This window comes from Dyella jiangningensis (genome assembly GCF_003264855.1).
Taxonomy (GTDB): Bacteria; Pseudomonadota; Gammaproteobacteria; order Xanthomonadales; family Rhodanobacteraceae; genus Dyella; species Dyella jiangningensis_C.
Genome location: NZ_NFZS01000006.1, coordinates 40,899 through 66,235 on the forward strand (window position 1 = coordinate 40,899; position 25,337 = coordinate 66,235).

The 25,337-nt window shown below is 65.8% G+C and carries 21 protein-coding genes; 13 read left to right on the forward strand and 8 right to left on the reverse strand.

Going from position 1 to position 25,337, the window contains the following annotated elements:
• Positions 1–17 precede the first annotated feature (17 nt).
• Positions 18–1,211, reverse strand: a complete 1,194-nt coding sequence (locus tag CA260_RS19425) for a DesA family fatty acid desaturase (RefSeq protein WP_111984725.1) — start codon at positions 1,209–1,211, stop codon at positions 18–20.
• 178 nt (positions 1,212–1,389) lie between these two features.
• Between CA260_RS19425 and CA260_RS19430 the strand changes: the two genes are divergently transcribed.
• The 6 genes from CA260_RS19430 (at position 1,390) to mutM (ending at position 7,233) form a co-directional block, all read left to right on the forward strand.
• The gene (locus CA260_RS19430) at positions 1,390–2,145 is read left to right on the forward strand and encodes an ABC transporter ATP-binding protein (RefSeq protein ID WP_111984726.1); all 756 of its coding nucleotides are present in this window, start codon (positions 1,390–1,392) and stop codon (positions 2,143–2,145) included.
• The gene (locus CA260_RS19435) at positions 2,142–2,927 is read left to right on the forward strand and encodes an ABC transporter permease (protein WP_111984727.1); all 786 of its coding nucleotides are present in this window, start codon (positions 2,142–2,144) and stop codon (positions 2,925–2,927) included. Before CA260_RS19430 ends, CA260_RS19435 begins: the two co-directional genes overlap by 4 nt.
• On the forward strand, positions 2,927–4,282 hold the full coding sequence (locus tag CA260_RS19440) for a GldG family protein (RefSeq protein ID WP_111984728.1): 1,356 nt from the start codon (positions 2,927–2,929) through the stop codon (positions 4,280–4,282). Before CA260_RS19435 ends, CA260_RS19440 begins: the two co-directional genes overlap by 1 nt.
• 26 nt (positions 4,283–4,308) lie before the next feature.
• On the forward strand, positions 4,309–4,770 hold the full coding sequence (locus CA260_RS19445; protein WP_338065750.1) for a hypothetical protein: 462 nt from the start codon (positions 4,309–4,311) through the stop codon (positions 4,768–4,770).
• Positions 4,771–4,886: 116 nt separating this feature from the next.
• Positions 4,887–6,296 carry an NADP-dependent phosphogluconate dehydrogenase gene (gene gndA, locus CA260_RS19450; RefSeq protein WP_111984729.1) on the forward strand — a complete coding sequence of 470 codons (1,410 nt, stop codon included), beginning with the start codon at positions 4,887–4,889 and terminating at the stop codon, positions 6,294–6,296.
• 109 nt (positions 6,297–6,405) lie between these two features.
• The gene (mutM, locus tag CA260_RS19455; RefSeq protein ID WP_111984730.1) at positions 6,406–7,233 is read left to right on the forward strand and encodes a bifunctional DNA-formamidopyrimidine glycosylase/DNA-(apurinic or apyrimidinic site) lyase; all 828 of its coding nucleotides are present in this window, start codon (positions 6,406–6,408) and stop codon (positions 7,231–7,233) included.
• 154 nt (positions 7,234–7,387) lie between these two features.
• On the opposite strand, the gene CA260_RS19460 is transcribed toward mutM, so the two are convergent.
• From CA260_RS19460 to CA260_RS19485, 6 genes are all read right to left on the reverse strand, one after another.
• Complete coding sequence (locus CA260_RS19460) at positions 7,388–8,152, reverse strand: hypothetical protein (protein WP_111984731.1); 765 nt, start codon at positions 8,150–8,152, stop codon at positions 7,388–7,390.
• Positions 8,153–8,179: 27 nt separating this feature from the next.
• The gene (locus CA260_RS19465; RefSeq protein ID WP_111984732.1) at positions 8,180–8,812 is read right to left on the reverse strand and encodes a thymidine kinase; all 633 of its coding nucleotides are present in this window, start codon (positions 8,810–8,812) and stop codon (positions 8,180–8,182) included.
• A gap of 59 nt (positions 8,813–8,871) precedes the next feature.
• Positions 8,872–9,669: a sel1 repeat family protein gene (locus CA260_RS19470; protein ID WP_146745391.1), complete on the reverse strand. Its 798-nt coding sequence runs from the start codon at positions 9,667–9,669 to the stop codon at positions 8,872–8,874.
• Positions 9,670–9,804: 135 nt separating this feature from the next.
• The gene (locus CA260_RS19475) at positions 9,805–10,632 is read right to left on the reverse strand and encodes a sel1 repeat family protein (protein WP_111984734.1); all 828 of its coding nucleotides are present in this window, start codon (positions 10,630–10,632) and stop codon (positions 9,805–9,807) included.
• 153 nt (positions 10,633–10,785) lie between these two features.
• Positions 10,786–11,622 (reverse strand): sel1 repeat family protein, encoded by an 837-nt coding sequence (locus CA260_RS19480; RefSeq protein WP_146745392.1) that lies wholly within the window; start codon positions 11,620–11,622, stop codon positions 10,786–10,788.
• A gap of 45 nt (positions 11,623–11,667) precedes the next feature.
• Positions 11,668–12,573: a sel1 repeat family protein gene (locus CA260_RS19485; protein ID WP_146745393.1), complete on the reverse strand. Its 906-nt coding sequence runs from the start codon at positions 12,571–12,573 to the stop codon at positions 11,668–11,670.
• 29 nt (positions 12,574–12,602) lie between these two features.
• On the opposite strand from CA260_RS19485, the gene CA260_RS19490 reads away from it, so the two are divergent.
• A complete protein-coding gene (locus CA260_RS19490) occupies positions 12,603–14,585 on the forward strand; it encodes a UvrD-helicase domain-containing protein (protein WP_111984737.1) in 1,983 nt (660 codons plus the stop codon).
• Positions 14,586–14,605: 20 nt separating this feature from the next.
• Here the strand turns inward: CA260_RS19490 and CA260_RS19495 are convergent, their stop codons facing one another.
• Complete coding sequence (locus CA260_RS19495; protein WP_111984738.1) at positions 14,606–15,637, reverse strand: AI-2E family transporter; 1,032 nt, start codon at positions 15,635–15,637, stop codon at positions 14,606–14,608.
• 289 nt (positions 15,638–15,926) lie between these two features.
• Here CA260_RS19495 and CA260_RS19500 point away from each other — a divergent pair, with 289 nt between their 5' ends.
• The 6 genes from CA260_RS19500 (at position 15,927) to CA260_RS19525 (ending at position 25,326) form a co-directional block, all read left to right on the forward strand.
• Positions 15,927–16,826, forward strand: a complete 900-nt coding sequence (locus tag CA260_RS19500; protein ID WP_111984739.1) for a 5'-nucleotidase, lipoprotein e(P4) family — start codon at positions 15,927–15,929, stop codon at positions 16,824–16,826.
• A gap of 317 nt (positions 16,827–17,143) precedes the next feature.
• The gene (locus CA260_RS19505; protein WP_111984740.1) at positions 17,144–18,166 is read left to right on the forward strand and encodes a hypothetical protein; all 1,023 of its coding nucleotides are present in this window, start codon (positions 17,144–17,146) and stop codon (positions 18,164–18,166) included.
• Between the two features lie 323 nt (positions 18,167–18,489).
• Positions 18,490–21,141, forward strand: coding sequence for a glycerol-3-phosphate 1-O-acyltransferase PlsB (plsB, locus tag CA260_RS19510; RefSeq protein ID WP_111984741.1), 2,652 nt, complete (start codon positions 18,490–18,492; stop codon positions 21,139–21,141).
• 85 nt (positions 21,142–21,226) lie between these two features.
• A complete protein-coding gene (locus CA260_RS19515) occupies positions 21,227–22,582 on the forward strand; it encodes a metal-dependent hydrolase family protein (RefSeq protein ID WP_111984742.1) in 1,356 nt (451 codons plus the stop codon).
• Positions 22,583–23,847: 1,265 nt separating this feature from the next.
• Positions 23,848–24,600 carry a bifunctional demethylmenaquinone methyltransferase/2-methoxy-6-polyprenyl-1,4-benzoquinol methylase UbiE gene (gene ubiE, locus CA260_RS19520; protein WP_111984743.1) on the forward strand — a complete coding sequence of 251 codons (753 nt, stop codon included), beginning with the start codon at positions 23,848–23,850 and terminating at the stop codon, positions 24,598–24,600.
• Positions 24,601–24,687: 87 nt separating this feature from the next.
• Positions 24,688–25,326 (forward strand): TMEM175 family protein, encoded by a 639-nt coding sequence (locus tag CA260_RS19525; RefSeq protein ID WP_172461929.1) that lies wholly within the window; start codon positions 24,688–24,690, stop codon positions 25,324–25,326.
• Positions 25,327–25,337: the final 11 nt, after the last annotated feature.

Sequence of the window (25,337 nt, forward strand, 5' to 3'; positions counted from 1 at the left end):
TCATCGCATCACACCGATCAGGCGTTGGCGACCGAGTAGCTCTTCAGACGCGCGGCGAATTCCTGCAGCGCGCGGATACCGCTCTGCTCGGCCTCGGCGATCCACTGCTGCAGGCCCTTGAGTGCCTGGTCGGCACCACGCTGCTCCATCAGGGCGGCGAGGCGAGCGCGGAAATCGCACACGGTGTTGAGCGTCGGGCGCTTGGCCAGCACGGCCTGCATGCGATCGCGACCTTCGCTGTCCAGCCAGCGGCCGCCATCGGCCAGCGCACGGCGCATGCGGCGCGGCACGGACTTGATGTTCTCGCCGGCGTGCTGCGCTTCGTCACGCAGGGTCGGCATGATCACGTTGCGGTAGTAGTCGGTCATCGCGGCGAAGCGATGGGTCAGCACGCCCTTGAGCGTCTCGGCATCCGGCAGGTGCACGTTCGGGCGGACGTCGAGCGTCGGCGCCACGCGCAGCACCTTGGCCAGGCCCACGGCGCGCAGCGCGCAGATGGCGGCCCAGCCGATGTCGAACTCCCACTTGCGCAGCGCGAACTTGGCCGAGCTCGGGAAGGCGTGGTGGTTGTTGTGCAGCTCTTCGCCGCCGATCCAGAAGCCCCACGGGATGAGGTTGGTCGCGGTGTCGGCGCTTTCGAAGTTGCGGTAGCCCCACCAGTGGCCGATGCCGTTGACGAAGCCGGCGGCCCAGAACGGGATCCAGATCATCTGCAGCGCCCACAGCGCGGCACCGATGACGCCGAACAGGGCCAGGTTGATGATGAGCATCAGCGCCGGGCCCCAGTACGGATGGCCGGCGTAGAGCTTGCGCTCGATCCAGTCGTCCGGCGTGCCGCGGCCGTACTTCTCGAGGTCTTCCTTCACTTCGCTGGCGTCGCGGTAGAGCGACACGCCATCCCAGAACACCTTCTTGATGCCGTAGATCTGCGGGCTGTGCGGATCTTCCTCGGTCTCGACCTTGGCGTGGTGCTTGCGGTGCACCGCCACCCACTCCTTGGTGACCATGCCCGTGGTGAGCCAGCCCCAGAAACGGAAGAAGTGCGAGATCGACCAGTGCAGGTCCACACCGCGATGGGTCTGGCAGCGATGCAGGTACAGCGTCACCGTGAAGATGGTGAGCTGGGTCATGATCAGCATGTAGATCGTCATGCTGAGCCAACCGGCATGCGTCAGGCCGTTGGACAAGAAATTGAGAACTGCATCGAGCATCGGGAAAACACCCAGGTGTATGAAATTTCAGTCTAAACGAGGGGTTTCCGTACCCGCCAGCATGGACGTCGCAAATTATTGTCGCATCTCGCGGAAGCAGCGAGGTTAATGTGCTGTGTCACGCAAATGACGGCCTCACCCCGTTGTGTGAAGGTGGGGGCGCCGTGACAATCATGCAATGACCGCGCCGACCGCCGTACTGGAACTGGATCACATCACCCGACACCGAGCCGGGCGCCCTGCCGTTTCCGGTCTCACGCTACGGCTGGACTCGGGACAGGTACTGGGTTTGCTGGGCGTCAACGGGGCCGGCAAGTCCACCACGTTGGCGATGATCGCCGGTGCACTGGCACCGGACAGTGGTGGCATCAAGCTGAATGGAAAGGACTTTCTGGAGCAGCCGGAACTGGCGCGCCGCGTCATCGGCTGGCTGCCGGAACGTGCCCCTCTGTGGCCAGAACTGACCGTCAGCGAACACCTGGAGGCACATGGTCGCCTGCGTGGCATGCGCGGCGCCGAACTTGCCCAGGCATACCGGCGGATCGTCGAGCGGCTGGAGCTGGGAACACTGGCGCGGCGGCTGGCGGGCGTGCTTTCCCAGGGCCAGCGCCAGCGGCTGGGATTGGCTTGCGCCCTGCTGCATGGCCCGCAGCTGCTGGTGCTGGACGAACCGGCCAATGCACTCGATCCGGTGCAGGTGGCGGCGCTGCGCGAGGTGATCCGCGAGCAGGCCGCGGCCGGCACCGCGATCATTCTCTCCACCCATCTGCTGACCGAAGTCACCGCCGCGTGCGACCGCGTGGCGATCCTGCACGAAGGCCAGCTGCGCTACGACAGCGCGCTCGATGGCGCCGACCACAAGGCGCTGGAACAGACCTTTTTCGACATCGCCATGCGCGGCAACGGGAGCAACGACAGGATGCAGGCTGCATGAGCGTGATCGCCGTGACGCGGCTGGAGCTGCGCCGCCTGTTCGTCCGCCCGCTCGCCTGGGTACTCGCCGCGCTGACGCTGGCGCAGCTGGCGTGGCGCTTCACCCTGCTGCTGGGCGGTTTCCTGGCGGGACAGATCAAGCTTGCCGCACTGCCTGGCGGCCCCGGTTACACCGACCTGGTGGGCGTGCCCATGCTGAGCAGCATCCTCACCGGCGGCGTGCTTCCCTTCGGCGTGGTGGAACTGGCGCTGATCATCGTGCCGCTGCTCACCATGTCCTCGATCGCCGGCGAACGCAGCAACGGCACGCTGCCGCTGTGGTTCGCCGCCGGCCTGCCCGCCTCGCGCATCGTGCTGGGCAAATACCTGGCGCTGATGCTGTGGCTGGTGCTGTGGCTGGCCCTCGCGCTGGCCATGCCGCTGAGCCTGGCGCACGGCGTCACGCTGGACTGGGGCAAGCTCGCCGCCGCGTCGCTGGGCCTGCTGCTGACCCTGGCCGCGCTCGCGGCGATCGGCGTGGCGTGTTCGGCCTATGCCTCGCATGCCTCCATTGCGGCGACCGTGGCGCTGACGCTGGGGCTCGCGCTGGCCGGCGTGGACATCGCGGCGCAGAAAGCCGGCGCCACCAATGGCGTATCCGGCTGGCTGGCGCTGAGCAGCCATCTCGAAGCCATGCTGCGTGGACTGGTCTCCACCGCCGACATCGCCTGGTTCCTGATCGTGATCGTGGTGGCGCTCGCGCTCGCCACGCAGCGGCTCGCCGCCGACAAGGAGCGTGGCTGATGACGCGCTTCTTCCGGCATTTGAACGGATGGCTATTCGCGCTCGCGCTACTGCTCGCGGCAGGCGCGCTCGGCTACCTCACCTCGCGCTACGACCACGTCGCGGACTGGACCTACGGCGGACGCGCCAGCCTGTCATCGGAAAGCCGCGCCGTGCTGGCGACGCTGAAAGGCCCGGTGGAGATCGTCAGCTACGCCAATCCCCAAGGCGATCTGCGCAACACGGTCGCCAACTTCATGCAGCGCTACCGCCGCGTGAAGCCGGACCTGACGCTGCGCTTCGTGGATCCGCAACAGGATCCGGCCGCGATGCGCGAGCTGGGCATCACCGTGGACGGCGCGCTGATCCTGCATTACCAGGGCCGTGAGCAGCGCCTGGACGAACTCTCCGAACGCAGCCTCACCAATGCGCTGGAACGCCTCGCGCGCGGCGGCGAGCGCATCGTCGCCTTCGTCTCGGGCGACGGCGAGCGTCGCCCCGACGACAAGGGCAACGCCGACCTCGGCATGTTCGTGTCGCAGCTCGAAGGCCGCGGCATGCGCGCGGTGCCGCTGAACTTCGCGCAGGTCACCGCCGTGCCGCAGCACACCGACCTGGTGGTGCTGGCGAGCCCCGAGCTCGCGCTGCCCGAAGGCGCGGTGAAGGCGCTCACCGATTACGTCGCCAACGGCGGCAACCTGCTGTGGCTGAGCGAGCCGACCAACGACGACCTGCATCTGGAACCGCTGGCCGATGCGCTCGGCATCCGCGTCCTGCCGGGCGTGCTGGTGGATGGCCAGGGCGCCGCGCTGGGGCTGAAGGACCCACGCATGCTCGCACTGGGTGACTATCCCAAGCATGCGATCACCCGCGGCTTCACGCTCACCACGCTGTTTCCGCAGGCGTCCGCGCTGGCGCTGGCTGCGCGCACCGACTGGCAGGTGGCGCCGTTCCTGCGCTCCAGCGCGCAGAGCTGGACCGAGTTCAAGCCGATCGACAACGCGCAGGCATCGACCATTGCCTATGACGCGAATGCGGGCGAATTGAAAGGTCCGCTCGACTTCGGCTTCGCGCTGAGCCGCCTGTCGCCCAGCCCCGACAAGGCCGAGCAGCGCGTGGTGGTGATCGGCGACGGCGACTTCCTCTCCAACACCTTCCTCGGCAACGGCGGCAATCGCGCGCTGGGCGAACGCATCTTCGACTGGCTGCTCGGCGACGACGCGCTGGTGCAGTTGCCGCCACGCGGCGCGCCGGATCGCGTGCTGCAGATCTCGCAGGCACAGCTCAGCACGGTGACACTCGGCTTTCTGGTGGTGCTGCCGCTGCTGCTGCTCGTGCTGGGTGGCTGGATCGTATGGCGGCGCCGCCGCGCATGAAGCGCGCGACGCGGCAGCGAGTGGTCATGCTGGCCGTTGCGATCGCGCTCGTCGCGCTCGCCGGCTGGCAATGGCGGCGCGATCGGGACGACGCCCCGGGCACCTTGCTCAAGCTCCCTCCCTCCGACATCACGCAGGTGGAACTTCGCATCGGCAACGGCCCGGCGGAGCATTTTTCCAAGCGCGAGGGCCACTGGTGGCGCGTCGATGGCACGGCGGCCCGCGCCGATGACGGCCGCCTCGCCGAGCTGGCCGATACCGCCGCCGCCAGCGTACTGAGCTGGCGACCGCTCAGCGACTTCGATCCGACGCGCATCGGCCTTGCGCCGCCGGTCGCCGTGCTGAGCCTCGACGGCCAGCGCCTGGAGTTCGGCGAAACCTCGGTGACCGGGCCGCAACGCTATGTGCGGGTTAACGATCGCGTGGCGCTGGTTTCCGTGCGCTATACGCCGCGACCCGCCACGCAGGAAGCGACCAAGGCGCGCTAGCCTCACGCCGGCGTCGCGTCCTCCGCATCACCATGCCCTTTTGCGTCCGCCGGGAGCACTTGCACGGTGCAGGGTCCTCCCCATATCAAGGCGCATCCCCTGGCAGGAGCGACAACATGAGTCAGCAGGCAATCGGCGTCATCGGCATGGCGGTGATGGGCAGCAACCTCGCCCTCAACATCGAGAGCCGCGGGCATGCGGTGTCCATCTTCAATCGTCACCGCGAGCGCACCGACGAGGTGATGGCGCAGAATCCCGGCAAACGCCTGGTTCCCAGCTACACGCTGGAGGACTTCGTCGCCTCGCTGGAAAAGCCCCGCCGCATCCTGCTGATGGTGAAGGCGGGCGAGCCCACCGATGCCACGCTGGCCCAGTTGAAGCCACTGCTCGACAAGGGCGACGTGGTGATCGACGGCGGCAACACCTTCTTCAAGGACACCATGCGTCGCGAAAGCGAAATGCACGCCGCCGGATTGCACTTCATCGGTACCGGCGTGTCCGGTGGCGAGGAAGGTGCGCTGCACGGTCCCTCGATCATGCCGGGCGGCCAGCGCGACGCCTACGACCTCGTCGCCCCCATCCTCACCGAGATCGCGGCGCGCGCGCCGGACGGCGAACCGTGCGTGGCCTACATGGGGCCGGACGGCGCCGGCCACTACGTGAAGATGGTGCACAACGGCATCGAATACGGCGACATGCAGCTGATCGCCGAAAGCTACGCGGTGCTCAGCCATGTACTGGGTCTGTCGAACGACGAGCTGGCCGAGGTCTACGCCGACTGGAACAAGGGCGAGCTGGACAGCTACCTCATCAGCATCACCGCCGACATCTTCACCAAGAAGGATCCGGAAACGCGCAAGGCGATGGTCGACATCATTCTCGACCGCGCAGCGCAGAAAGGCACCGGCAAATGGACCAGCCAGAGCGCGCTGGATCTCGGCGTGCCCTTGCCGCTGATCACCGAATCGGTGTTCGCGCGACTGCTTTCCGCGCTGAAGGACGAACGCGTCGCCGCCAGCAAGGTGCTGCCCGGCCCCGGCCCGCAGCATTTCAGCGGCGACCGCAAGGCCTTCATTGAAGCCGTGCGGCGCGCACTCTATTTCAGCAAGATCGTCTCGTACGCGCAGGGTTTCGCGCAGCTTCGTTCGGCCTCCGACGAATACCAGTGGGACCTGCCGTACGGCACCATCGCGCGCATCTTCCGCGCTGGCTGCATCATCCGCGCACGCTTCCTGCAGAAGATCACCGATGCCTACGAGCGTGATGCGCAGCTGAAGAACCTGCTGCTCGATTCGTACTTCCGCGATATCGCCGCGCAGTACCAGGGCGCGTTGCGTGAAGTGGTGGCCGCCGCGGTGAATGCGGGCGTGCCGGTGCCGTGCTTCTCCTCCGCCATCGCGTACTACGACGGCTATCGCGCCGAACATCTGCCGGCGAACCTGTTGCAGGCGCAGCGCGATTACTTCGGTGCGCATACGTTCGAGCGCGTGGACAAGCCTGGAAGTTTCCATAACGACTGGAGCTGACCCTCTGCTTTTCTGTAGGAGCGCACCCTGTGCGCGATTGGCGTACATCGGCGCCGTGATCGCGCACTGGGTGCGCTCCTACAGTGACGGTTCCTGACCGAGACACTCCGTGCCCGAACTCCCCGAAGTCGAAACCACCCGCCGCGGCATTGCTCCCCACCTGATCGGCCGCAATGTCACCGGCGTGACATTGCGACGGCCCGATCTGCGCTGGCCGATACCACCGGAGATCACCGATCTCCTGCCCGGCCAGCGCATCCTCGACGTGGAGCGGCGCGCGAAATACCTGCTGCTGCATACGAAGGTGGGAAGCGCGCTATTGCACTTGGGCATGACGGGCGTGCTGCGCGTGCTGCCGCCGGATGCCCTGGTCGGCAAGCATGACCACGTCGATATCGCGCTGGAGCCCACTCGCAGCGAAGGCCCACGCGTACTGCGTTTCACCGATGCGCGTCGCTTCGGCTGCCTGCTGTGGCAGCCGCCGGGCGAGACGCACGACTTGCTGGCTGGGCTCGGACCCGAGCCGCTTACCGACGACTTCGACGGCGACCTGCTCTGGCGTCTGTCGCGCGGACGCACCGCTGCCGTGAAACTGTTCCTGATGGATAACGCCATCGTCGTCGGTGTCGGGAACATCTACGCCAGCGAAGCGTTGTTTGCGGCGGGCATCGATCCGCGCAAGCCCGCCGGCTCAGTGTCGCGGGCCCGCTATGCACGCCTCGCCGCGGAGGTGAAGCGCATCCTCGCCTGGGCGATCGAACGCGGCGGCACCACGCTGCGCGACTTCATCAATCCGGATGGCGCGCCGGGCTATTTCTTCCGCGAGTTGCAGGTGTACGGGTGCGAAGGCGAGCCGTGCCGCGTGTGCAAAACACCGATACGGCAGGTGGTGTTGGGCCAGCGATCGACGTTCTGGTGCCCGAGATGTCAGAAATGAGATGGATGTGCTCCCTCTCCCCTTGGGGAGAGGGCTGGGGTGAGAGGCTGCACTAGCCACGAACTATATGGTTGGACTGGCTCCAAAGCCGATAGGCCCTGGCAGGCCACATCGCGCACTGGGTGCGCTCCTACAGAAGGGCGTCGTGAGGCGCTCAGTCCGGCCAGCGGAATTCCACGAAGGTGTTGTTGAAGTCCGGCTCTTCGTCGCCACCGCCCAGGTGCGCCACCAGGCCACCATGCAGGCCTTCGGCGTCGAGCGACTGGCCTTCGACGAAATGCGCGCCCAGCGCTTCCAGTTCCACCAGGCGCTCGCACAGCATGCCGGCGCGATCGATATCCCGCTCGGGGATGTTGCGAATGCTGATGTCGGGGCGACCGAACTTGCGCATGCCGCGCGTATGCACCCAGTGTCGCCCCGCCTGCTCTTCGCCGTCGCAAAGGATCAACAGGTGGTTGCGGATGGGCGCGCCGTCGCGCACGACATAGCGCTGGCGCCAGGTGTTCGCGTCGAACAGGGTGAGGATCTGCGGATCGAGGATGGCGGTGCCGCCCACGTCCAGTAGCGCCGCCAGCACGCCCAGCGTATCGCGCAGGTAGCCCGTGTCGCCGGCATCGGGCAGGCGCCCGCGCACGACCAGCACTTCCGGGGCATCGAGCGCAAGCTTGTACGCCTCGGGCGCGTCTTCCTTGAACATGCGGCCCACGGCGCCCTTCAGCGGATAGCCTTCCCACTGGCGCAGCGCGCCGTGGTGGTGGCTGGTGAGCTCCATGCCTTCGGGCAGGCCTTCGCTGCCGTAGTCGATGGACGGTGCGCGACCGGCCTGGAACTTACCGAACACATAGAACTGCAGCAGGATTTCCTCGCTACCCGGCTGCCAGTGCGGGCGTTGCCAGGCGAGAAATGGGATCTTGGACATACCGTTCCTTAGATGCGTGCGAAGGGCTCAATGCCCCTCGCCCAGCGGCAGCACCGTCTGCTGCAACTCTATCCTGCCGCGCCCTTCCGTAATGTTCTTGAACTCGGCGCGGCTCACCGAGACATAGCGGTCGTTGCCGCCGATCTCAACCTGCGGGCCTTCGGTGACCGCACGGCCCTGGTCGTCCACGCGCACCACCATGGTGGCCTTGCGACCGGTGTGGCAGATAGTCTTGATCTCTTCGAGGTTGTCCGCCCAGGCCAGCAGGTAGCGGCTGCCCTCGAACAGCTCGCCGCGGAAATCCGTGCGCAGGCCATAGGCGAGCACCGGGATGTTCAACTTGTCCACCACATCGCTGAGCTGCCAGACCTGCGTCTTGCTGAGGAACTGCGCCTCGTCGACGAACACGCAGTGCAGCGGGCCACGCTCGTCGATGTCCGCCTGCACCAGGGCCAGCAGGTTCTCATCCGACGCGAACCGGCGCGCGTTGGCTTTCAGCCCGATGCGCGAAGCCACCACGCCCTCGCCGAAGCGGTTATCCAGCGCCGGCGTGAGGATGAGCGTGCGCATGCCCCGCTCGTGGTAGTTGTAGGCGCTCTGCAGCAGCGTGGTGGTCTTGCCGGCATTCATTGCCGAGTAATAGAAGTAGAGCTTGGCCATGGATCGCCCCGGAAAACGAGCGCACATAGTACTGCGCCACCCGCTCCTATAGCCCTTGGCTACTTGCCCGGAGGTGAACCGGGAGGCGCCACGTTCTGCAGGTTGCCCACCTCCACCGTGGGCTTGGATTCCACCTGGACCTTCCATTGCAGGTCCTTCATCCTGGTGTAGCTGTCGATGTTCCAGACCGACGAGCGATAGAACTGATCCAGGGTCATCCAGGACGGAGCGTTGGCGTTGTATGCGCTGGTGACACCAGCGCCCTGGATGGTGCCCCAGCCGATGGAACCCACCCTGCTGCCGGTGACGTTCCTTCGTACGTACTCCAGTTCCATCTCCAGGCGATGGAGCGCCACCTTGTCGTCGTACTCGACCAGGATCTCCTGACCCACGCGAAGCGCCTGTGCACGCTCGGCTTCGCTCAGCTGGCTCCAGTAGTACTCGCGCTGCGCAATGAAGCGGTTGTAGCCGCGGCTGGAAGCAAGATCCATCCATGCATAGGCGCGGGGGCGGTCGACCGGCGTACCCACGCCCTCCCAGTACATGTTGGCCACCGCCGCCTGTGAGGGTTTGTCCGCAAAGGCGCCGGCGCGCATGAACATCCTCAGTGCGCGCGCCTTGTCGCCATGCTTGTAGGCGGCCATCGCCAGGTCCCGATAGCGCAGGTCCGGGTGTTGGTTGACGATCATGGGATTGGCCATCATCTCGTCGAACCTTTGAAGCTCCTTCAACGCCCGGGGATCGGTGGCGGCACGATCGAGCAACGCCGCGGCATCAGGCGCGGCTTCCTGCGCGAATACCGCCGCGCTTGCGCCAAGCCACCAACCGAGCACCCACGCTGTCGTTCTTGTCGCCATACCGTCCGCTCCCTGACGAATCCCGTCATCGATGCACCGGGATGCGGCCATTCGGCGCGACACCCGCCCGGCCCATCATAGACTGGCGATGGTGGACCATTTCGGCATTGGGGCAGCACGCCTGTTTCTTCGCGATCACCTGGCAGGCGGCGTCGCCACGTTCTGCGCGTCACCCACCTCGACCGTTGGCCTGGACTCGACCCGCACCTGCCATTGGAGGTCCTTGAACTTGGCGTACTCGTTGATCTTCCAGACCGAGGGCCGATAAAACTCGGTGAGGCTCGCCATGGAAGGACCCATCATGTCGAATCCACCGTTCGCGCCAGACGCGCCGCCGCGCCCCCCAGGCCTCGACATACCCGTGCTACCGCCACCCGTGAATATCGTCGAGCCGCCAAAGCCCATGACCTTGCCGTTTCCCTTGAAGCCGACGTGGCTGCCGATGGGGTTTCGCCGTATGAATTCGAGTTCCATCTCAAGACGGTGCAACGCGATCTTGTCGTCGTATTCGGCATAGACGTCCTCGCCCACGCGCAGTGCCTGTGCACGCTCGGCCTCGGTCAGCTGGCTCCAGTAGTACTCGCGTTTCGCGATGAAGCGGACGTAGCCACGGGAAGCGGCAAGATCCATCCAGGCATAGGCCCGAGGACGATCCACCGAGGTGCCGATGCCATCCCAGTACATGTGGGCCACGGCTGCCTGCGAGGGTTTGTCGGCATAGCTGGCGGCGCGCATGAACATCTTGAACGCGCGTTCCCTGGCTCCATTCTTGTAAGCCTCCATCGCCAGCTCACGGTAGTAGATGTCCCGATGCTGCGTGGCCACGCCCGGCATGCTCATCATCTCTTCGAATTTATCCAGCTCCCTGAGCTCCTTGGGATTGGTGACCGGCTGACCTGTGGGCGCCTCTTGCGCAAACGCCGCGTGAGCCGCGCCGACCAGCAGCCCGAGAAGCATTGCCATCGCTTTTCCAGTCATGTCGCTCGCTCCCTGACGAATCCCTTCATCGATGCGCCGGCAGCCGTCCGTCCGGCGTCACGCCCATGCAGCCCAGTCTTGGCTGACCTGGATGGAGCGCCTCGACCTTTGGACCACACGCCCCGATGTCATTCGCGATCACTTGGCAGGCGGCGTCGCCACGTTCTGCAAATCACCCACGTCGACCGTCGGCTTGGACTCGACGCGCTCCTGCCATTGGATGTCCTTGAACCTGGCGTAATCGTTGACCTTCCATATAGACGGGCGATACAGCTCGCTCAGGTTCGCTATCGGAAGGCCCAGATCCTGTTCACTGCCCGATGTAGACGTGGCGTTACCACCGGGACGAGGCAGCCCCGTGCTGGCGCGACCCGTGTTCATCGTGTGGGTAAAGCCATAAACCTTGCCCGTCCCCACGAAGCCGACGTGACTGCCGACGACATTTCTTCGCGTGAATTCGAGCTCCATCTGCAGGCGATGGAGCGCGATCTTGTCATCGTATTCGGCATAGATGTCCTGGCCTACGCGCAGCGCCTGCGCACGCTCGGCTTCGGTCAGCTGGCTCCAGTAGTACTCGCGTTTCGCGAGGAAGCGGTCGTAGCCGCGGGTCGCGGCAAGATCCATCCATGCGTAGGCGCGAGGACGGTCGACTGCAGTACCCACGCCCTCCCAATACATATCCGCGATAGCCGCCTGCGAAGGCTTGTCGGCATAGCTGGCAGCACGCATGAACATCTTCAACGCGCGTTCCTTGTCGCCGTTCTTGTAGGCCTCCATCGCCAGCTCACGATAGAGGATGTCCTTGTGCTGCCTGGCCACGCCCGGCACGTCCATCATTTCTTCGAATTTGGCCAGTTCCCTGAGGTCCTTGGGGTCGGTAACCGGTTTACTCGTTGGCGCCTCCTGCGCTAGCGCCGCATGGCCCGCGCCGACCAGCAGCCCGAGAACCACCACCATCGTTGTTTTTGCAACCATGTCACTCACTCCTTGTGGATTCCGTGTGTCACAGCACGCGATACGTCAGCTCGCCGGGTGCGTCTTTTCGGACGAGGTCCGGATCGGCTCAAGATCGCCCACAGCAACATGCGCCTTCATCATCTGGACTTGCCACTGCAGGTCCTTCATCTGCAGGTATTGCGCTGTGTTGAGGCGTATTGCATCGCTGATCGAACTCATGTCCCGGCTGGCAGCCGTGCTTCCCAGCAGGCCTGCAACGCTTTCGCCGCCGGCGGCGCGACTGGCACTGTCGGCATGGATCACCACGCCATAGCCCGCCCATCCCAGATGACTTCCCGTGACCTGCGAGCGGATGCTGCCGAGCTCCCGCGTCAGGCGGCGCGCGCCAACGTCATCGCCATAATCAGCCTCCAGGGACTGGCGCAGGTCGCGTGTCCGATCACGCTCGTCATCGCTCAATTGCGCCCAGTAGAGATCGCGCTGGTGCTGCAGCTCGGGATAACCGCGACTGGCGGCAAGATCCATCCATGCATAGGCCAGCGCGCGATCATGCGGAGCCCCGTCGCCGGTCCAGTACATCAGGGCAACGACGGCCTGCGAGGCCTTGTCGACGTAGCGCGATGCCAGGAGGAAGTTCTCTAAAGCCTCGCGCCTGCGGCCTCCGCGATAGGCGTTCATCCCCAGGTCGCGAAAACGCAAGTCGGAATGCGCATCGACGAAGGGACCGGTAGCCATGTCGGCCAGCACCGCGCCGCTGCGCTTGAGATCGCCGGACGACACGGCAGCGTGTTGCGCCCAAGCCGACTCGGCGCCAACGGCGGCGACGAACAGCATCGAAAGCATCGCAAGCCTGCGCATCTCACGCTCCTGTGAGGCGGGCGGCGGCCGGTATCGCCGGCATCCCTGACCCGACCGGCCGAGCATACAACGGGCGGATGTGTCGGCCGGGTGGACGGCCTCTGCTACCATCGTGCGCCGCTCTCGCCTCTGCGCACACCATGCTCAATCCCCAACAATTGGCCGCCGTCGAACATTGCGACGGTCCGCTGCTGGTATTGGCCGGCGCCGGCTCGGGCAAGACCAGCGTGATCACGCAGAAGATCGCGTACCTGATCGCCCGCAAGAAGCTCGCCCCGTCCAAGATCGCCGCGATCACCTTCACCAACAAGGCGGCGAAGGAAATGCGCGAACGCGTGGCCAAGCTGATCACCAGCGAAGACGCCGCCGCGCTCACCGTGTGTACGTTCCACGCGCTGGGCCTGAAGTTCCTGCAGATGGAGCACCAGCGCGCGGGCCTGCGCAAAGGCTTCTCGGTGCTCGATGCGGACGACAGCGAAGGCATCATCAAGGAGCTCGCGCCCAAGGGTGTCAAGCCCGACGTGCTGTTCGGCATCCGCAACCTGGTGAGCCGCGCCAAGAACGCCGGCCTGTCGCCGGAAGAAGCGCTGGCCGCCGCGCGCAGCCCGCGCGAGCTGGATGCTGCCACCATCTACGACCTCTACCAGCAGCGACTCTCCGCGTTCAACGCGGTGGACTTCGACGACCTGATCCGCCTGCCGCTGCGTATCCTCGAAAGCGACGAGGAATGCCGTACAGCGTGGCGTGAGCGACTGCGTTACCTGCTGGTGGACGAATACCAGGACACCAACGACGCGCAGTACCGCCTGCTCAAGGCGCTGGCCGGCGAGCGCGGCCGCTTTACCTGCGTGGGCGACGACGACCAGTCGATCTACGCATGGCGCGGCGCCAATCCCGAGAATATCGACCAGCTCGGCAAGGACTGGCCCGCGCTGCGCGTGATCAAGCTCGAACAAAACTACCGCTGCGGCAAGCGCATCCTGCGCGCCGCCAACAAGCTGATCGCGAACAACCCGCACCTGCACGAAAAGAAACTGTGGAGCGAGCATCCGGAAGGTGCGCAGATCCGCGTGCTGGAGTGCAAGGAAAACGAGCACGAGGCGGAACGCGTCGCCGCGATCGCGGTGACGCTGGCGGAAAAGCACAAAGCGCGCTGGCACGACATCGCCATTCTTTATCGCGGCAATTTCCAGGCGCGCCCGCTGGAAAAGGCACTGCGGCTTGCACGCGTGCCGTACCACCTCACCGGTGCGTTGAGCTTCCTCGATCGCGCGGAAGTGAAGGACCTGCTCTGCTATTTGCGCCTGCTCACCAATCCCAGCGATGACGCCGCGTTCCTGCGCGTGGTGAACGTACCCAAGCGCGAGATCGGTTCGACCACGCTGGAGAAACTCGGCCAGATCGCGCAGACCAGGCACGCGTCACTGCTCGACGCCGCCCGCAGCGATGCGGTGCTGCGCCAGCTCACGCCGCGTCCGGCCGCGGCGCTTGCTTCGTTCACCAACCTCATGGACGAGTTGCGCAGCGCCTCGCTGCACAACAGCGCGGCCGACCTGGTGGAGATGGTGCTCAAGCGCACCGGCTACGCCGAGCAGATCGCCGCCAGCACCACCGATCCCGCACTGCGCGAACGTCGCCTGGGCAACCTGCGCGAACTGGCGGACTGGTTCCGCGCGATGCAACGCGGCAACAACACGGCCGGCGATCTCGCCGCGCAGCTCGCCCTGCTCAGTCACGCCGATCGCGACGAGCCCGGCAACGCGGTGCGCATGATGACGTTGCATGCGGCGAAGGGACTGGAGTTCCGCTTCGTCTTCATTGTCGGCTGCGAGGAAGGCACGCTGCCGCACGATGGCGCGATCGATGAAGGGCGCATCGACGAAGAACGCCGCCTGATGTACGTGGGCATCACCCGCGCCAAGGAAATGCTCACGCTGTCGTGGTCGTCCAAGACCAAGCGCTACGGCGAGGTCCACAGCAACCAGCCGAGCCGGTTCCTGCATGAACTGCCGCAGGACGACCTGCATTGGCAGGGCAAGGATCCGGAAGCGGACAAGGAAGTGGTGCGCGAAACGGCCGAGTCGCACATGGCGAAGATCGCGGCGATGCTGGCAGGCAACTAGCCCGCCAGCCTTTCAATCGCTCAGATCAACCGCTCGGCCTCCAGCTCGGCCTTGAGATACGCGTAATAGATCGGCCCGGCGATCAGTCCCGGCAGGCCGAACGCCGCTTCCATCAGCAGCATCGCCACCAGCAGCTCCCACGCACGGGCACGGATCTGGCTGCCCACGATGCGTGCGTTGAGGAAGTACTCGAGCTTGTGGATGAGGATGAGGAAGCCCAGCGCGGCGACACCGACGCCGAGCGAGATGGACAAGCCGGCAATGGTGATGGCGGTGTTGGAGATGAGGTTGCCGATCACCGGCAGCAGGCCGACGATGAAGGTGACCACCACCAGCGTCTTGGCCAGCGGCACATGGATGTCCATCAGCGGCAGCACGCCGAGCAGGAAGATCGCGGTGAACACCGTGTTGATCAGCGAGATCTTGATCTGCGCGAACACGATGTTGTGGAACGCCTCGGCCAGCCGCTGGCAACGCAGGCCCAGGGCCGCGGCGAGCGGACCGACCTGGTGCGCGGGACGCGTGCGGCTCAACGCGACGATGGCGCCCAGCACCATGCCGATGAGGATGTGCACGAACACGCGTGCCGCTTCCTTGCCCACCGTCTGCAGGCTCACCGAATGCTTGCGGGTGAGCTCCAGCGCCATCACGCGCAGGTCGTCCACGCTATCGGGTAGCCAGCCCACGATGGTCGCCGGCAGCTGCTCGCGCGCCTTCTCCACCAGCGGCATCAACTGCTGCTGCCAGAGCACTTCGGGGTTGCCGATCTCGTTGCGAAGGAAGCTCACCGCACTGAGGATCAGCAGCACCAGCAGGCCGACCACGATGGTGCCGAGCAGGGCCACCACCAGCACGCGTGCACGATCACCGGGAACGCGCTTGCCCAGCAGCGGCGCGGTGGACTGCACCAGTTCGTAGACGAGCAGGCCGGCAAACAGGGCCGGCAACAGGCGCAACCCGAGCACCAGCACCAGGGCGGCGGCGGCCAACATATAGCTGGCCGTGCGGATCGCCGTCGAAGGAGGGCGCACGAGGGACGGGGCGGTTTCCATGCAAATTCATGCGAAGGGTGGGGATGCCTCCGAGTCTGTCAGCCGGGCGCGGTGTTAGCCAGCCCTTGGGCCTGCCCCTATCGCCAGGTGACCCGCGCCGGGCGCTGTTGGCGCGAGTCACAAGGAAGAACGAGGCCGCGTATGTCGACAGACAACCGGGGTAATGACGCGCGGGTAATGACGCGGACGTGCGCGCAACCAGCGATAGGGAACACGCTCTGAGGAACGACATGTGGCTGTCGTAAACTTCCCCGATCCTGATCGTTCAGTCTCACAGGGAATCCCTTTCATGTCCGTTCGTTTGCCGGCGGCGCTTGCCGCCTTGATCCTGCTTGCCGGTTGTTCGAGCACGCCCAGCAAGGCGCCCGCCCCTGCCATGCCTGCACCGACGCCCGCCGCACCCGCTGCGCCCAAGACGTCCGCCGACGACAACCTCAATGCGGTGGCCTGGAGCCAGACCGCGATCGAGCATGACCTGATCTACCTGCAGACCTACCGCGACGCCCAGGCGCGCCTGCTCGCCGCCAAGGCCGATGCGAACTGGGACGCGCTGCCCAAGGGCGATCGCGTGGCGCCGGCCAAGGGCCTGCAGCCGGCCGTGGTGCTCGACATCGACGAGACCGTGCTCGACAACTCGCCCTACCAGGCGCGTCTGGTCAAAAGCGGCGGCGAATACAACGAGGCCGACTGGGCGGCGTGGTGCAAGGAACAGCGCGCCCGCGCGTTGCCGGGCGTGGTGGCGTTTACCCAGTTCGCGGCCAAGCACGGCATCGCGGTGATCTACATCTCCAACCGCGCCAAGGACCTGGACCAGGACACGCTGGCCAACCTGCGCAAGGAAGGCTTGCCGGTGTCGGGGCCTGAAGCCTTCCTGGGCCTGGGCACCTTCGTCGAGGACTGCGACCAGGTGGGCACCGAGAAGGGCTGCCGTCGCCAGCTGATCAGCCACAAATATCGCGTGTTGATGCAATTTGGCGACCAGATCGGCGATTTTGTGACCGTATTGGCCAACAACGCCGAGGGTCGCCAGAAGGCCATGGCGCCGTACATGGACTGGATCGGCACCCGCTGGTTCACCCTGCCGAACCCGACCTATGGCGCATGGGACCCGGCTTTGTTTAATAATGACTGGACGGCGCCGCGCGATGAACGCCGCCGCCAGAAGATCCAGTCGCTGCGTTTCGATTGACTATCGAAGCAAGTAAATCAGTAACTTACGCAGCATAAGCTAAAGTATTGCTTTAACTTTAACGGGGAGATAAGATCCTCCCCGCCAACACCTGCTGACCTTGATAATTCCGCAGGCAAGGCCATTTCCCTTCCGGCTCTGCCGGATTACCCCGTGAGGCCCAACGCCCGCGGGGTTTTCTTTTTGGGCGACTGAAAAGCGCTTGAACGAGCTCTCAGCTCCGCGCTCCGGCCCTTGTTAGGGCGAAGCCGCGCCCCTTACCCTCCGCCGACCGCCCGGACCTTGCAGGTCGACCGGCGCCACTTATCAGAGATTCCATGCGTCGCTCATCCGTCTTCTATGCCGTTGGCGCGTTCGTCGTCCTGCTGGTGTTGGCCACCGCGGCCGCCCTGTTCATGACCGTGCACAAGCCGGGCCCGGCACCGGTGATGGCCGGCGGCGAAACGCCGGAAGCCTCCGTGCAGCAGTCGGTGGCCCTGATCAAGACGGGTGACTTCGCCGGCTTCTGGAAGCACGCCCTGCCCCCGGCCGACTACGACACGCTGCGCACCGACTGGACCCGCCCGCGCCCCGACGATCACCCGATCTCATCGGAAGACCGCGCGGACTTCATCAAGAACATGCAGCAGCTCACCGAGCCCGATGCGGAAACCAAGCTCTACGCCCTGGCGCGCCCCAAGCTGGCCCAGCTGCAGGCGCAGTACAGCGATCAGGTGCCGGTGATGATCGGCGTCATGCAGGCCATTGCCGCTACCGGCGTGGCGCAGAGCAAGGAGCTCACCAACCCGCAGAAGCAGCAGGCCACCGAGGTGATCAACGTGCTGGCGCCCTGGGCGCAGCAGGTACCGTGGTTCGACCAGGCCCGCGCGAAGCAGGCGATCGTCGTGGCGGTGGCCACCGCGCGCAAGCTGGACATCAAGACGCCCGAGCAGCTGCGCACGATGGACTTCGACACGGCCATGCAGAAGTACAGCGCAGGCTTCATCGGCATCAAGCAGGTCCTGGCCATCTACGGCCTGTCGATCGACGACGTGCTCGACTCGGTGAAGGTCACCACGCTGGAGGATCGCAACGGCCACGCCCGCGTGCGCGTCGACTACGTGCTGCTGGGCAAGCCGCTGTCGACCGAGTCGGACCTGATCCAACAGGGCGGCCGCTGGTACAGCGCCGACGTGCTGCAGAACGTGCGCGAGTCGCACGACCGCCTGCTGGCCGCGCCCGCTCCGGGCAGCAGCGCGCCGGAACCGGCGCCCATGCCGGCACCGGCGACCACCTCCGCGTCCCGCGCGAAACCGTCGGCGACCAACGCACCCGCGCAAGCCGTGGCCACCAAGCACTGAGTCGGTGGGCCGGTTTAACCGGCTCACCGGTTACAATCAGGGGATGCTTAAGGATGCTCTGATCTATTCAATGCGGGTGTCACCGACGCTGTCTGCCCGCAGATGTGCGTTGCGGTGGCGAAGGCAGGCTGGTCGCCTGTCGAGGCAGCGCGGCGCGCAGCTGCGGGCAGACAGCGCCGGCCCTGCGGGTGATGTCCAGAAAGCCCGCACGCCGCGATGCGCGGCTTGCCCAGGCAGCCAGCCTGCACTGCGCCACGCCCCGCACCCTGCGGGCTTTCTGGACATCATGCCACCCACATTGAATAGATCAGAGCATCCTTGATATGTCGACCACGGACACTCCCGCCCGTAGCCGCGCGCCCTGGTGGTTCAACCTGGCCGGGCAACTGCTCGAACCCTGGGTGCGCATCCGCCGCGATCCCGCCGAACCCGCCGCCTTGCTGCAGGCGGGCACGCCGGTTTGCTATGTGATCGAGCGCGATGGCCTTTCCGATGCCCTGATCCTCGATCGCGCCTGCCGCGAGGCGGGCCTGCCGTCGCCCATGCAGCCGCTGTCGGGCACGCGCCGCAGGCGCTCGGTGTTCGCGCTCGCGCGCCGCGATGGCTGGCTGTTCGGGCGCAATCGCCAGCGCTCGCCCCAGGAGCCGCTCGGCCAGCTGGTGCGTTCGCTGGAAGGCGATGCGGAACGCGACATCCAGATCGTGCCCGTTTCCATCTATGTCGGCCGCGCACCCACCCGCGAATCGGGCTGGTTCAGCGTGCTGTTCTCCGAAAACTGGATCGTGGTGGGCCGCTTCCGCCGCATGCTGGCGCTCCTGCTCAACGGCCGCGACACCGTGGTGCACTTCTCCACGCCGGTGTCCTTGCGCACGGTGGTGAACGAAGCCGGCGACATCCGCCCCGAACGCCTCACCCGCAAGATCGCCCGCGTGCTGCGCACGCACTTCCGCCGCATCCGCGCGGCGGTGATCGGCCCCGACCTCTCGCATCGCCGCACCGTGGTCGATGCGGTGCTGAACGCCGAGCCGGTGCGCAATGCCATCGCCGCCGTCGCCGCGAAGGAAAACATCAGCCACGCCAAGGCCTGGCGTCGCGCGCACGACATGGTGATGGAGATCGCCGCCGACTATTCGCACCCGGTGGTGCGCTCGGTGTCGTTCCTGCTCTCCAACTTCTGGAACAAGCTGTACGACGGCATCGCCATGCACCACTTCGAGAAGGCCCGCGCCGCCGCGCCCGGCCACGAAGTGGTGTACGTGCCCTGCCATCGCAGCCATGCCGACTACCTGCTGCTGTCCTACCAGCTGCACATGTCCGGCGTGGTCGTGCCGCACATCGCGGCCGGCGTGAACCTCAACCTGCCTGGCATCGGCCCGATCCTGCGTCGCGGCGGCGCGTTCTTCCTGCGCCGCAGCTTCAAGGGCAACGCGCTGTACTCGGTAGTGTTCAACGAATACCTCGCGCAGCTGATCGACCGTGGCGTGCCGATCGAATACTTCATCGAAGGTGGCCGCTCGCGCACCGGCCGCCTGCTGGCGCCGCGCGCCGGCATGCTGGTGATGACGGTGCGCGCCTTCCTGCGTGCGCCGCGCCGTCCGGTACTGTTCCAGCCCGTATACATCGGCTACGAGAAGCTGATGGAGGGCAAGAGCTACGCCGGCGAACTTTCCGGCAAGCCCAAGGAGAAGGAATCGCTGCTCGGCCTGCTGCGTGGCCTGAAGGTGCTGCGCCAGCGCTATGGCCATGTCGCGCTCAACTTCGGCGAGCCGATCGAGCTCAACCCGCTGCTCGACGCCGCCAGCCCCGACTGGCGTGCCGCCACCGCTGATCCCGACGCGAAGCCCGAGTGGCTGGGCCGCGTGGTGGATGATCTGGCCGAACGCATCCAGGTCAACATCAACCGCGCCGCGGACGTGAACCCGATCAACCTGCTGGCGCTGGCCCTGCTCGCCACACCCAAGCACGCGATGGCGGAAAACGACCTGCTGTCGCAGCTGGAACTGATGAAGGCGCTGCTGGAAGAGCAGCCCTTCTCCGATCGCATCACGCTCACCTCGATGGACCCGGCCGGCATCATCGCCTACGGCGAGCAGATGGGCTGGATCCGCCGCGTGCGTCATCCGCTGGGCGACGTGCTGGTCACCGAAGGCGAGCAGGCGGTACTGCTCAGCTACTTCCGCAACAACGTGCTGCACCTCACCGCTACCGCGGCGTGGGTGGCGTGCTGCTTCCTCAACAACCGCCGCATGTCGCGCGCCTCGGTGCTGCGCCTGGGCCGCATCATCTATCCGTTCATCCAGGGCGAGCTGTTCCTGCCGTGGGACAAGGACGGCTTCTGCGAACAGCTGCAGGCGACCATCGACTTCTTCGTGCGCCGCGGCCTGCTCGAGGCCACCGGCGACGGCCGCGTGCTGGAGCGCGGTCCGGGCCAGGACGATGCCGCCTACCAGCTGCGCATCATCGCGCGCAGCCTGATCCAGGCCTTCGAGCGCTACTACATCACCATCGCCGCGCTGGTGAAGAATGGCCCGCACACGCTCACCTCGGCGGAACTGGAAAACGCCTGCACGCTCACCGCGCAGCGCCTTAGCCTGCTCAACGAGTTGTCGGCGCCGGAGTTCTTCGACAAGGCGCTGTTCCGCGGCTTCATCCAGAAGCTGCGCGAAAGCCGCATCGTATGGACCGACGACGCGGGCAAGCTCGACTACGACAGCGCGCTGGAAGACATGGTGCGCGACGCACGCGTGATCCTCGCCCGCGAAGTGCGCCACTCGATCCTCAAGATCACCCCGGGCGGCGACGGCGACAAGGACGCCGGCGGCAAGCCGGTGCCCGCCGACGCCTCCAGCGAGGCCCTGCACGAGCGGCACGTGGCGGCAGAGCACCATGCCCATGCGCCCACCGAAGCAACACCGGTGGAAACCGCGCCGGCGGCGCAAGAGGAAACACCAGGCGACATCGCCGGCAAGCAGTGACGGTTGTCGGGAGGGGTGACGAAAGTCACCCCTCTTCGTATCGGCCACTCCCCTAAGATGGCTGCTTCCATCCGGGGAGCTCACCATGACCACACGCGTTGCCTTCGCGATCGCCGCCGCGCTCGCTCTGCCTGCCGCCCTCGCGGCCGAGGCGCCCGCCGCCAACCACGACGTCACCGTGCTGCACTGCGCGCGCATGGTCGATCCCGCGGCCGGCAAGCTGCTGGGCGAGACCACCGTGGTGATCGAGGGCAATCGGGTCAAGGAGATCAAGAGCGGCAACGCCGACGACAAACCTTATCGCGACGCCGCCAGTGCTGCCGGTGGCCGCTTCACCCAGGTCAGCCTGGCCGATGCCACCTGCATGCCCGGCCTGATCGACTCGCACACGCATCTGTCGTTCGAGACCAGCCCCACCAGCTATTCCGACCAGTTCCGCTGGAACGTCGCCGACTACGCCGTACGCTCCACCGTATTCGCGCGCCGCACGCTGATGGCTGGCTTTACGTCCGTTCGCAACCTGGGCGACGGCAACAACGAGACCATCGCGCTGCGCAACGCGATCAACGCCGGCATCGTGCCAGGCCCGCGCATCTTCACGGCAGGCAAGCCCATCGGCACCACCGGCGGCCACGCCGACCCCACCGACGGCTACCGTTCGGACCTGGCCGGCAACCCGGGCGCGAAGGACGGCGTGATCGACAGCGTCGAAGACGCCTACAAGGCCGTGCGCCAGCACTACAAGGATGGCGTCGACGTCATCAAGATCATGCCCTCCGGCGGCGTGCTGGATGAAAGCAGCAGCGCCGACAACGCGCAGATGACCATCGAAGAGATCAAGGCCGTGGTCACCGCCGCGCACGACTACGGTTTCACCGTTGCCGCGCACGCACATGGCGCCGAAGCGATCCGCCGTGCAGTGCTGGCCGGCGTCGACTCCATCGAGCACGGCACCTTCATGAACGACGAGGACATGAAGCTGATGAAGGAACACGGCACCTGGTACGTGCCCACCATCATCGCCGGCAAGTACGTGCAGGAAATGGCCGCCAAGCCGGGCTATTACCCGCCGCAGGTCGCCGCCAAGGCGATGCAGGTGGGCCCGATCATCCAGGCCACCGCGGGCAAGGCCTACAAGGCAGGCGTCAAGATCGCCTTCGGCACGGACGCGGCGGTGTACCCGCACGGCCAGAACGCCAAGGAATTCGAATACATGGTGCAGGCCGGCATGCCGCCGATGTATGTACTGCAGGCCGCGACCACGCATGCCGCCGAGCTGCTGCACAAGAAGGACGAACTGGGCCAGATCGCCGTGGGCCGCCGCGCCGACGTGATCGCGGTACCCGGCAACCCCATCGATGACATCACGGCGATGCAGAAGGTGTCGTTCGTGATGAAGGATGGCGTGGTCTACAAGCAGGATGGAAAGGTGGCGATGTAACGCCAGCACCCTGGTTCCTCGCCCATCCGGGGTGAGGGGTCGGTGCTCGTAGTGTCCCTGCCTACCTGCCGCTGTAGGAGCGCACCCTGTGCGCGACCGCCGTTCGCGCCGGTCTTCATTTCTCGTCGTCCCGGCGTAGGTCGGGACCCAGCAGCGACAGTCTTCGGTTGTCGCGATACCACCAGATTGCTCGCCTGCGACCGAAGAGAGTCCCCGTGGGACGGCGGACTCCCGCTCGTCTGCCGACGAGCGGGTTACTTCTCTTTGCGTGGCCACGCACGCGCAGGAGCGCGTGCGAACGGCGAAGCCGGCCCGAAGGGCGGAGGGCAGGACGCCCGGAGTAAAAGAGAAGTAACCAAGAGAAAGGCCACCCCGATGCCGCGCCCCTGCGGGGCGCAGCCGTGAGGTGGGGTGGATCGACAGGGCGTCCTGCCCTGACGATCCACTGGCCGGCATCCATGCCGGCCACCCTTCGGGCTATTCCACCTCCCGCCTGCGCGCGGCATAGGGGTGGGAAGGTCAAAGGCCAGAGCTGAAGAGCGAGTCTCTTCTCTGTAGGAGCGCACCCAGTACGCGATCGGCATCGACGATGATCGCTGCGGTCGCGCACTGGGTGCGCTCCTACAACGAAACGGCGACCACATCTCTTCAACGCGATGTGCCGCGCAGCGGCACGAGCCGTCACCCAACCCCTGTGTGGCGGTGAGGGGTGGACGATCAGGCCCCGCAGGGGTGCCCGACAGGACGTCGGGCACTTTTCGTCCGGGCAGGAGCCCGGTCGAAAAGCCCGGCCGCCCCTCACGGACTGGCTGGGCGCAGCCCAGGCAGCGCCTCGCGGGGTGCCGTTCTCTTTGGCATTGCCACCTTTACGGTGGTTACTTTCTGACGCGAAGCTAATCCCTGTGGGACTTGGGCAAGCAAGAGAAAGTGACCCGGGCCGCGGCAGCGGTCCGGAAGCCCGCGGCAGGCGAGCAACCTCGCCAAACCGCGACCAAACCAACGGATGACCCGCTTTGCTGAAAACCTCCTGGTGGAGTCGTTTCGTCACCGCCCGTTATCGACAGGCATGGGTGGTGGTCAACCCACTTGACCAGCCTGCGGCTGTCGAAAGCGCCTCACGAAAATGACGAATAGGAAAGACCACCGCGAAAGGCGATCGCGCACTGGGTGCGCTCCTACAAGGGAAGGCAGCTATGGCGCAAAGGTCCACAGTCTTCCGGCCGAAGCCCACGTCCGTGAACCCCCCGATCCGCTACCATTGCCGAATGAACGAACAGCCCCAGACCACCCACTTCGGCTTCCGCGACGTCCCCGTCGCCGAAAAACAGAAGCTCGTCGGCCAGGTATTCACCTCGGTCGCCAGCAGCTACGACCTGATGAACGATCTGATGTCGTTCGGCATCCATCGCCTGTGGAAGCGCCACTTCGTGGCGGTCAGCGGCGTGCGCCGGGGTGACCGGGTGCTGGATCTGGCCGGTGGCACGGGCGACATCGCCGCGCTGCTCAAGCCGGTGGTGGGCACCGAAGGCGAGATCGTGGTGGGCGACATCAATGCCGCCATGCTCAGCGTCGGCCGCGACCGGCTCACCGATCGCGGGCTGGTTTCGGGACTGCGCTGGTCACAGCTCAATGCCGAATGCCTGCCGTTCCCCGACAACAGCTTCGACGCGGTGACCATGGCCTTCGGCCTGCGCAACGTCACCGACAAGGACAAGGCGCTCGCCGATATCTGCCGCGTGCTCAAGCCCGGCGGCCGCGCCCTGGTGCTGGAGTTCTCGCGCGTGCAGAGCGATCTCTTCAGCAAGCTCTACGACTTCCATTCCTTCAAGGTGCTGCCCAAGCTCGGCCAGCTGTTCGCCGGCGATGCCGACAGCTACCAGTACCTGGCCGAATCGATCCGCAAGCACCCCGACCAGGAAGCCCTCAAGGGCATGATGGAACGTGCCGGCTTCGGTCGCGTGGACGTACGCAACCTGACCAACGGCATCGTCGCCATCCATCGCGGTTACAAGTTCTGACCTTCGCCGCGTGACGGTCGACGGCCGACTGGACAGCCTTTGCTGCTTTCCGGGAGCATGGTCGGGTCACCGCGCCCAGGGAAGGTCATGAGCACCAACGCTTCGCAACTTGAACGACTGACGTTTTTCTCCGACGCCGTATTCGCCATCGCGATCACGCTGCTGATCATCGAGGTGCACGTGCCGCACCTGGAAACGCGCGACGACCAGGCCTATTGGCTGGCGCTGCATGCGTTGCAGCCGAGCTTCATGGGTTTCGTGCTCAGCTTCCTGGTGATCGGCGCCTTGTGGGTGGCGCATCACCGGGTGTTCGGGATGCTGGACGACTACAGTCCGTCCATCATGTGGCCGAACATGCTCCTGCTGATGGTGGTGGCCTTCATGCCCTTCGCCACGGCGCTGATGAGCTCCAATGCGCTGGCTCGCGTGCCCGAGCTGTTCTACGCGAGCACCTTGCTGGTCGCCGGCCTGCTGCAGCGCCTGTTGTTCGCGCGGGCTTTGCAAGCGCCGTTTGTCAAACCGGGGATTTCACCGGAGGATGTCGCCGCGACGCGCTGGCGATCGCTGGGCCTGCCGACCGCGGCGGCGATGTCCCTGGTGGCGGCGTGGTTCGTGCCGGGATGGAACAATTTTCTGCTGCTGGGCATTCCCCTGCTGGTGCGCGCGTATGCTGGGCTCGGTCGCCGCCGTGCCTTGCGCCTGCAGGCTGTCCCGGCGGCATCCTGAGGCACCGGACA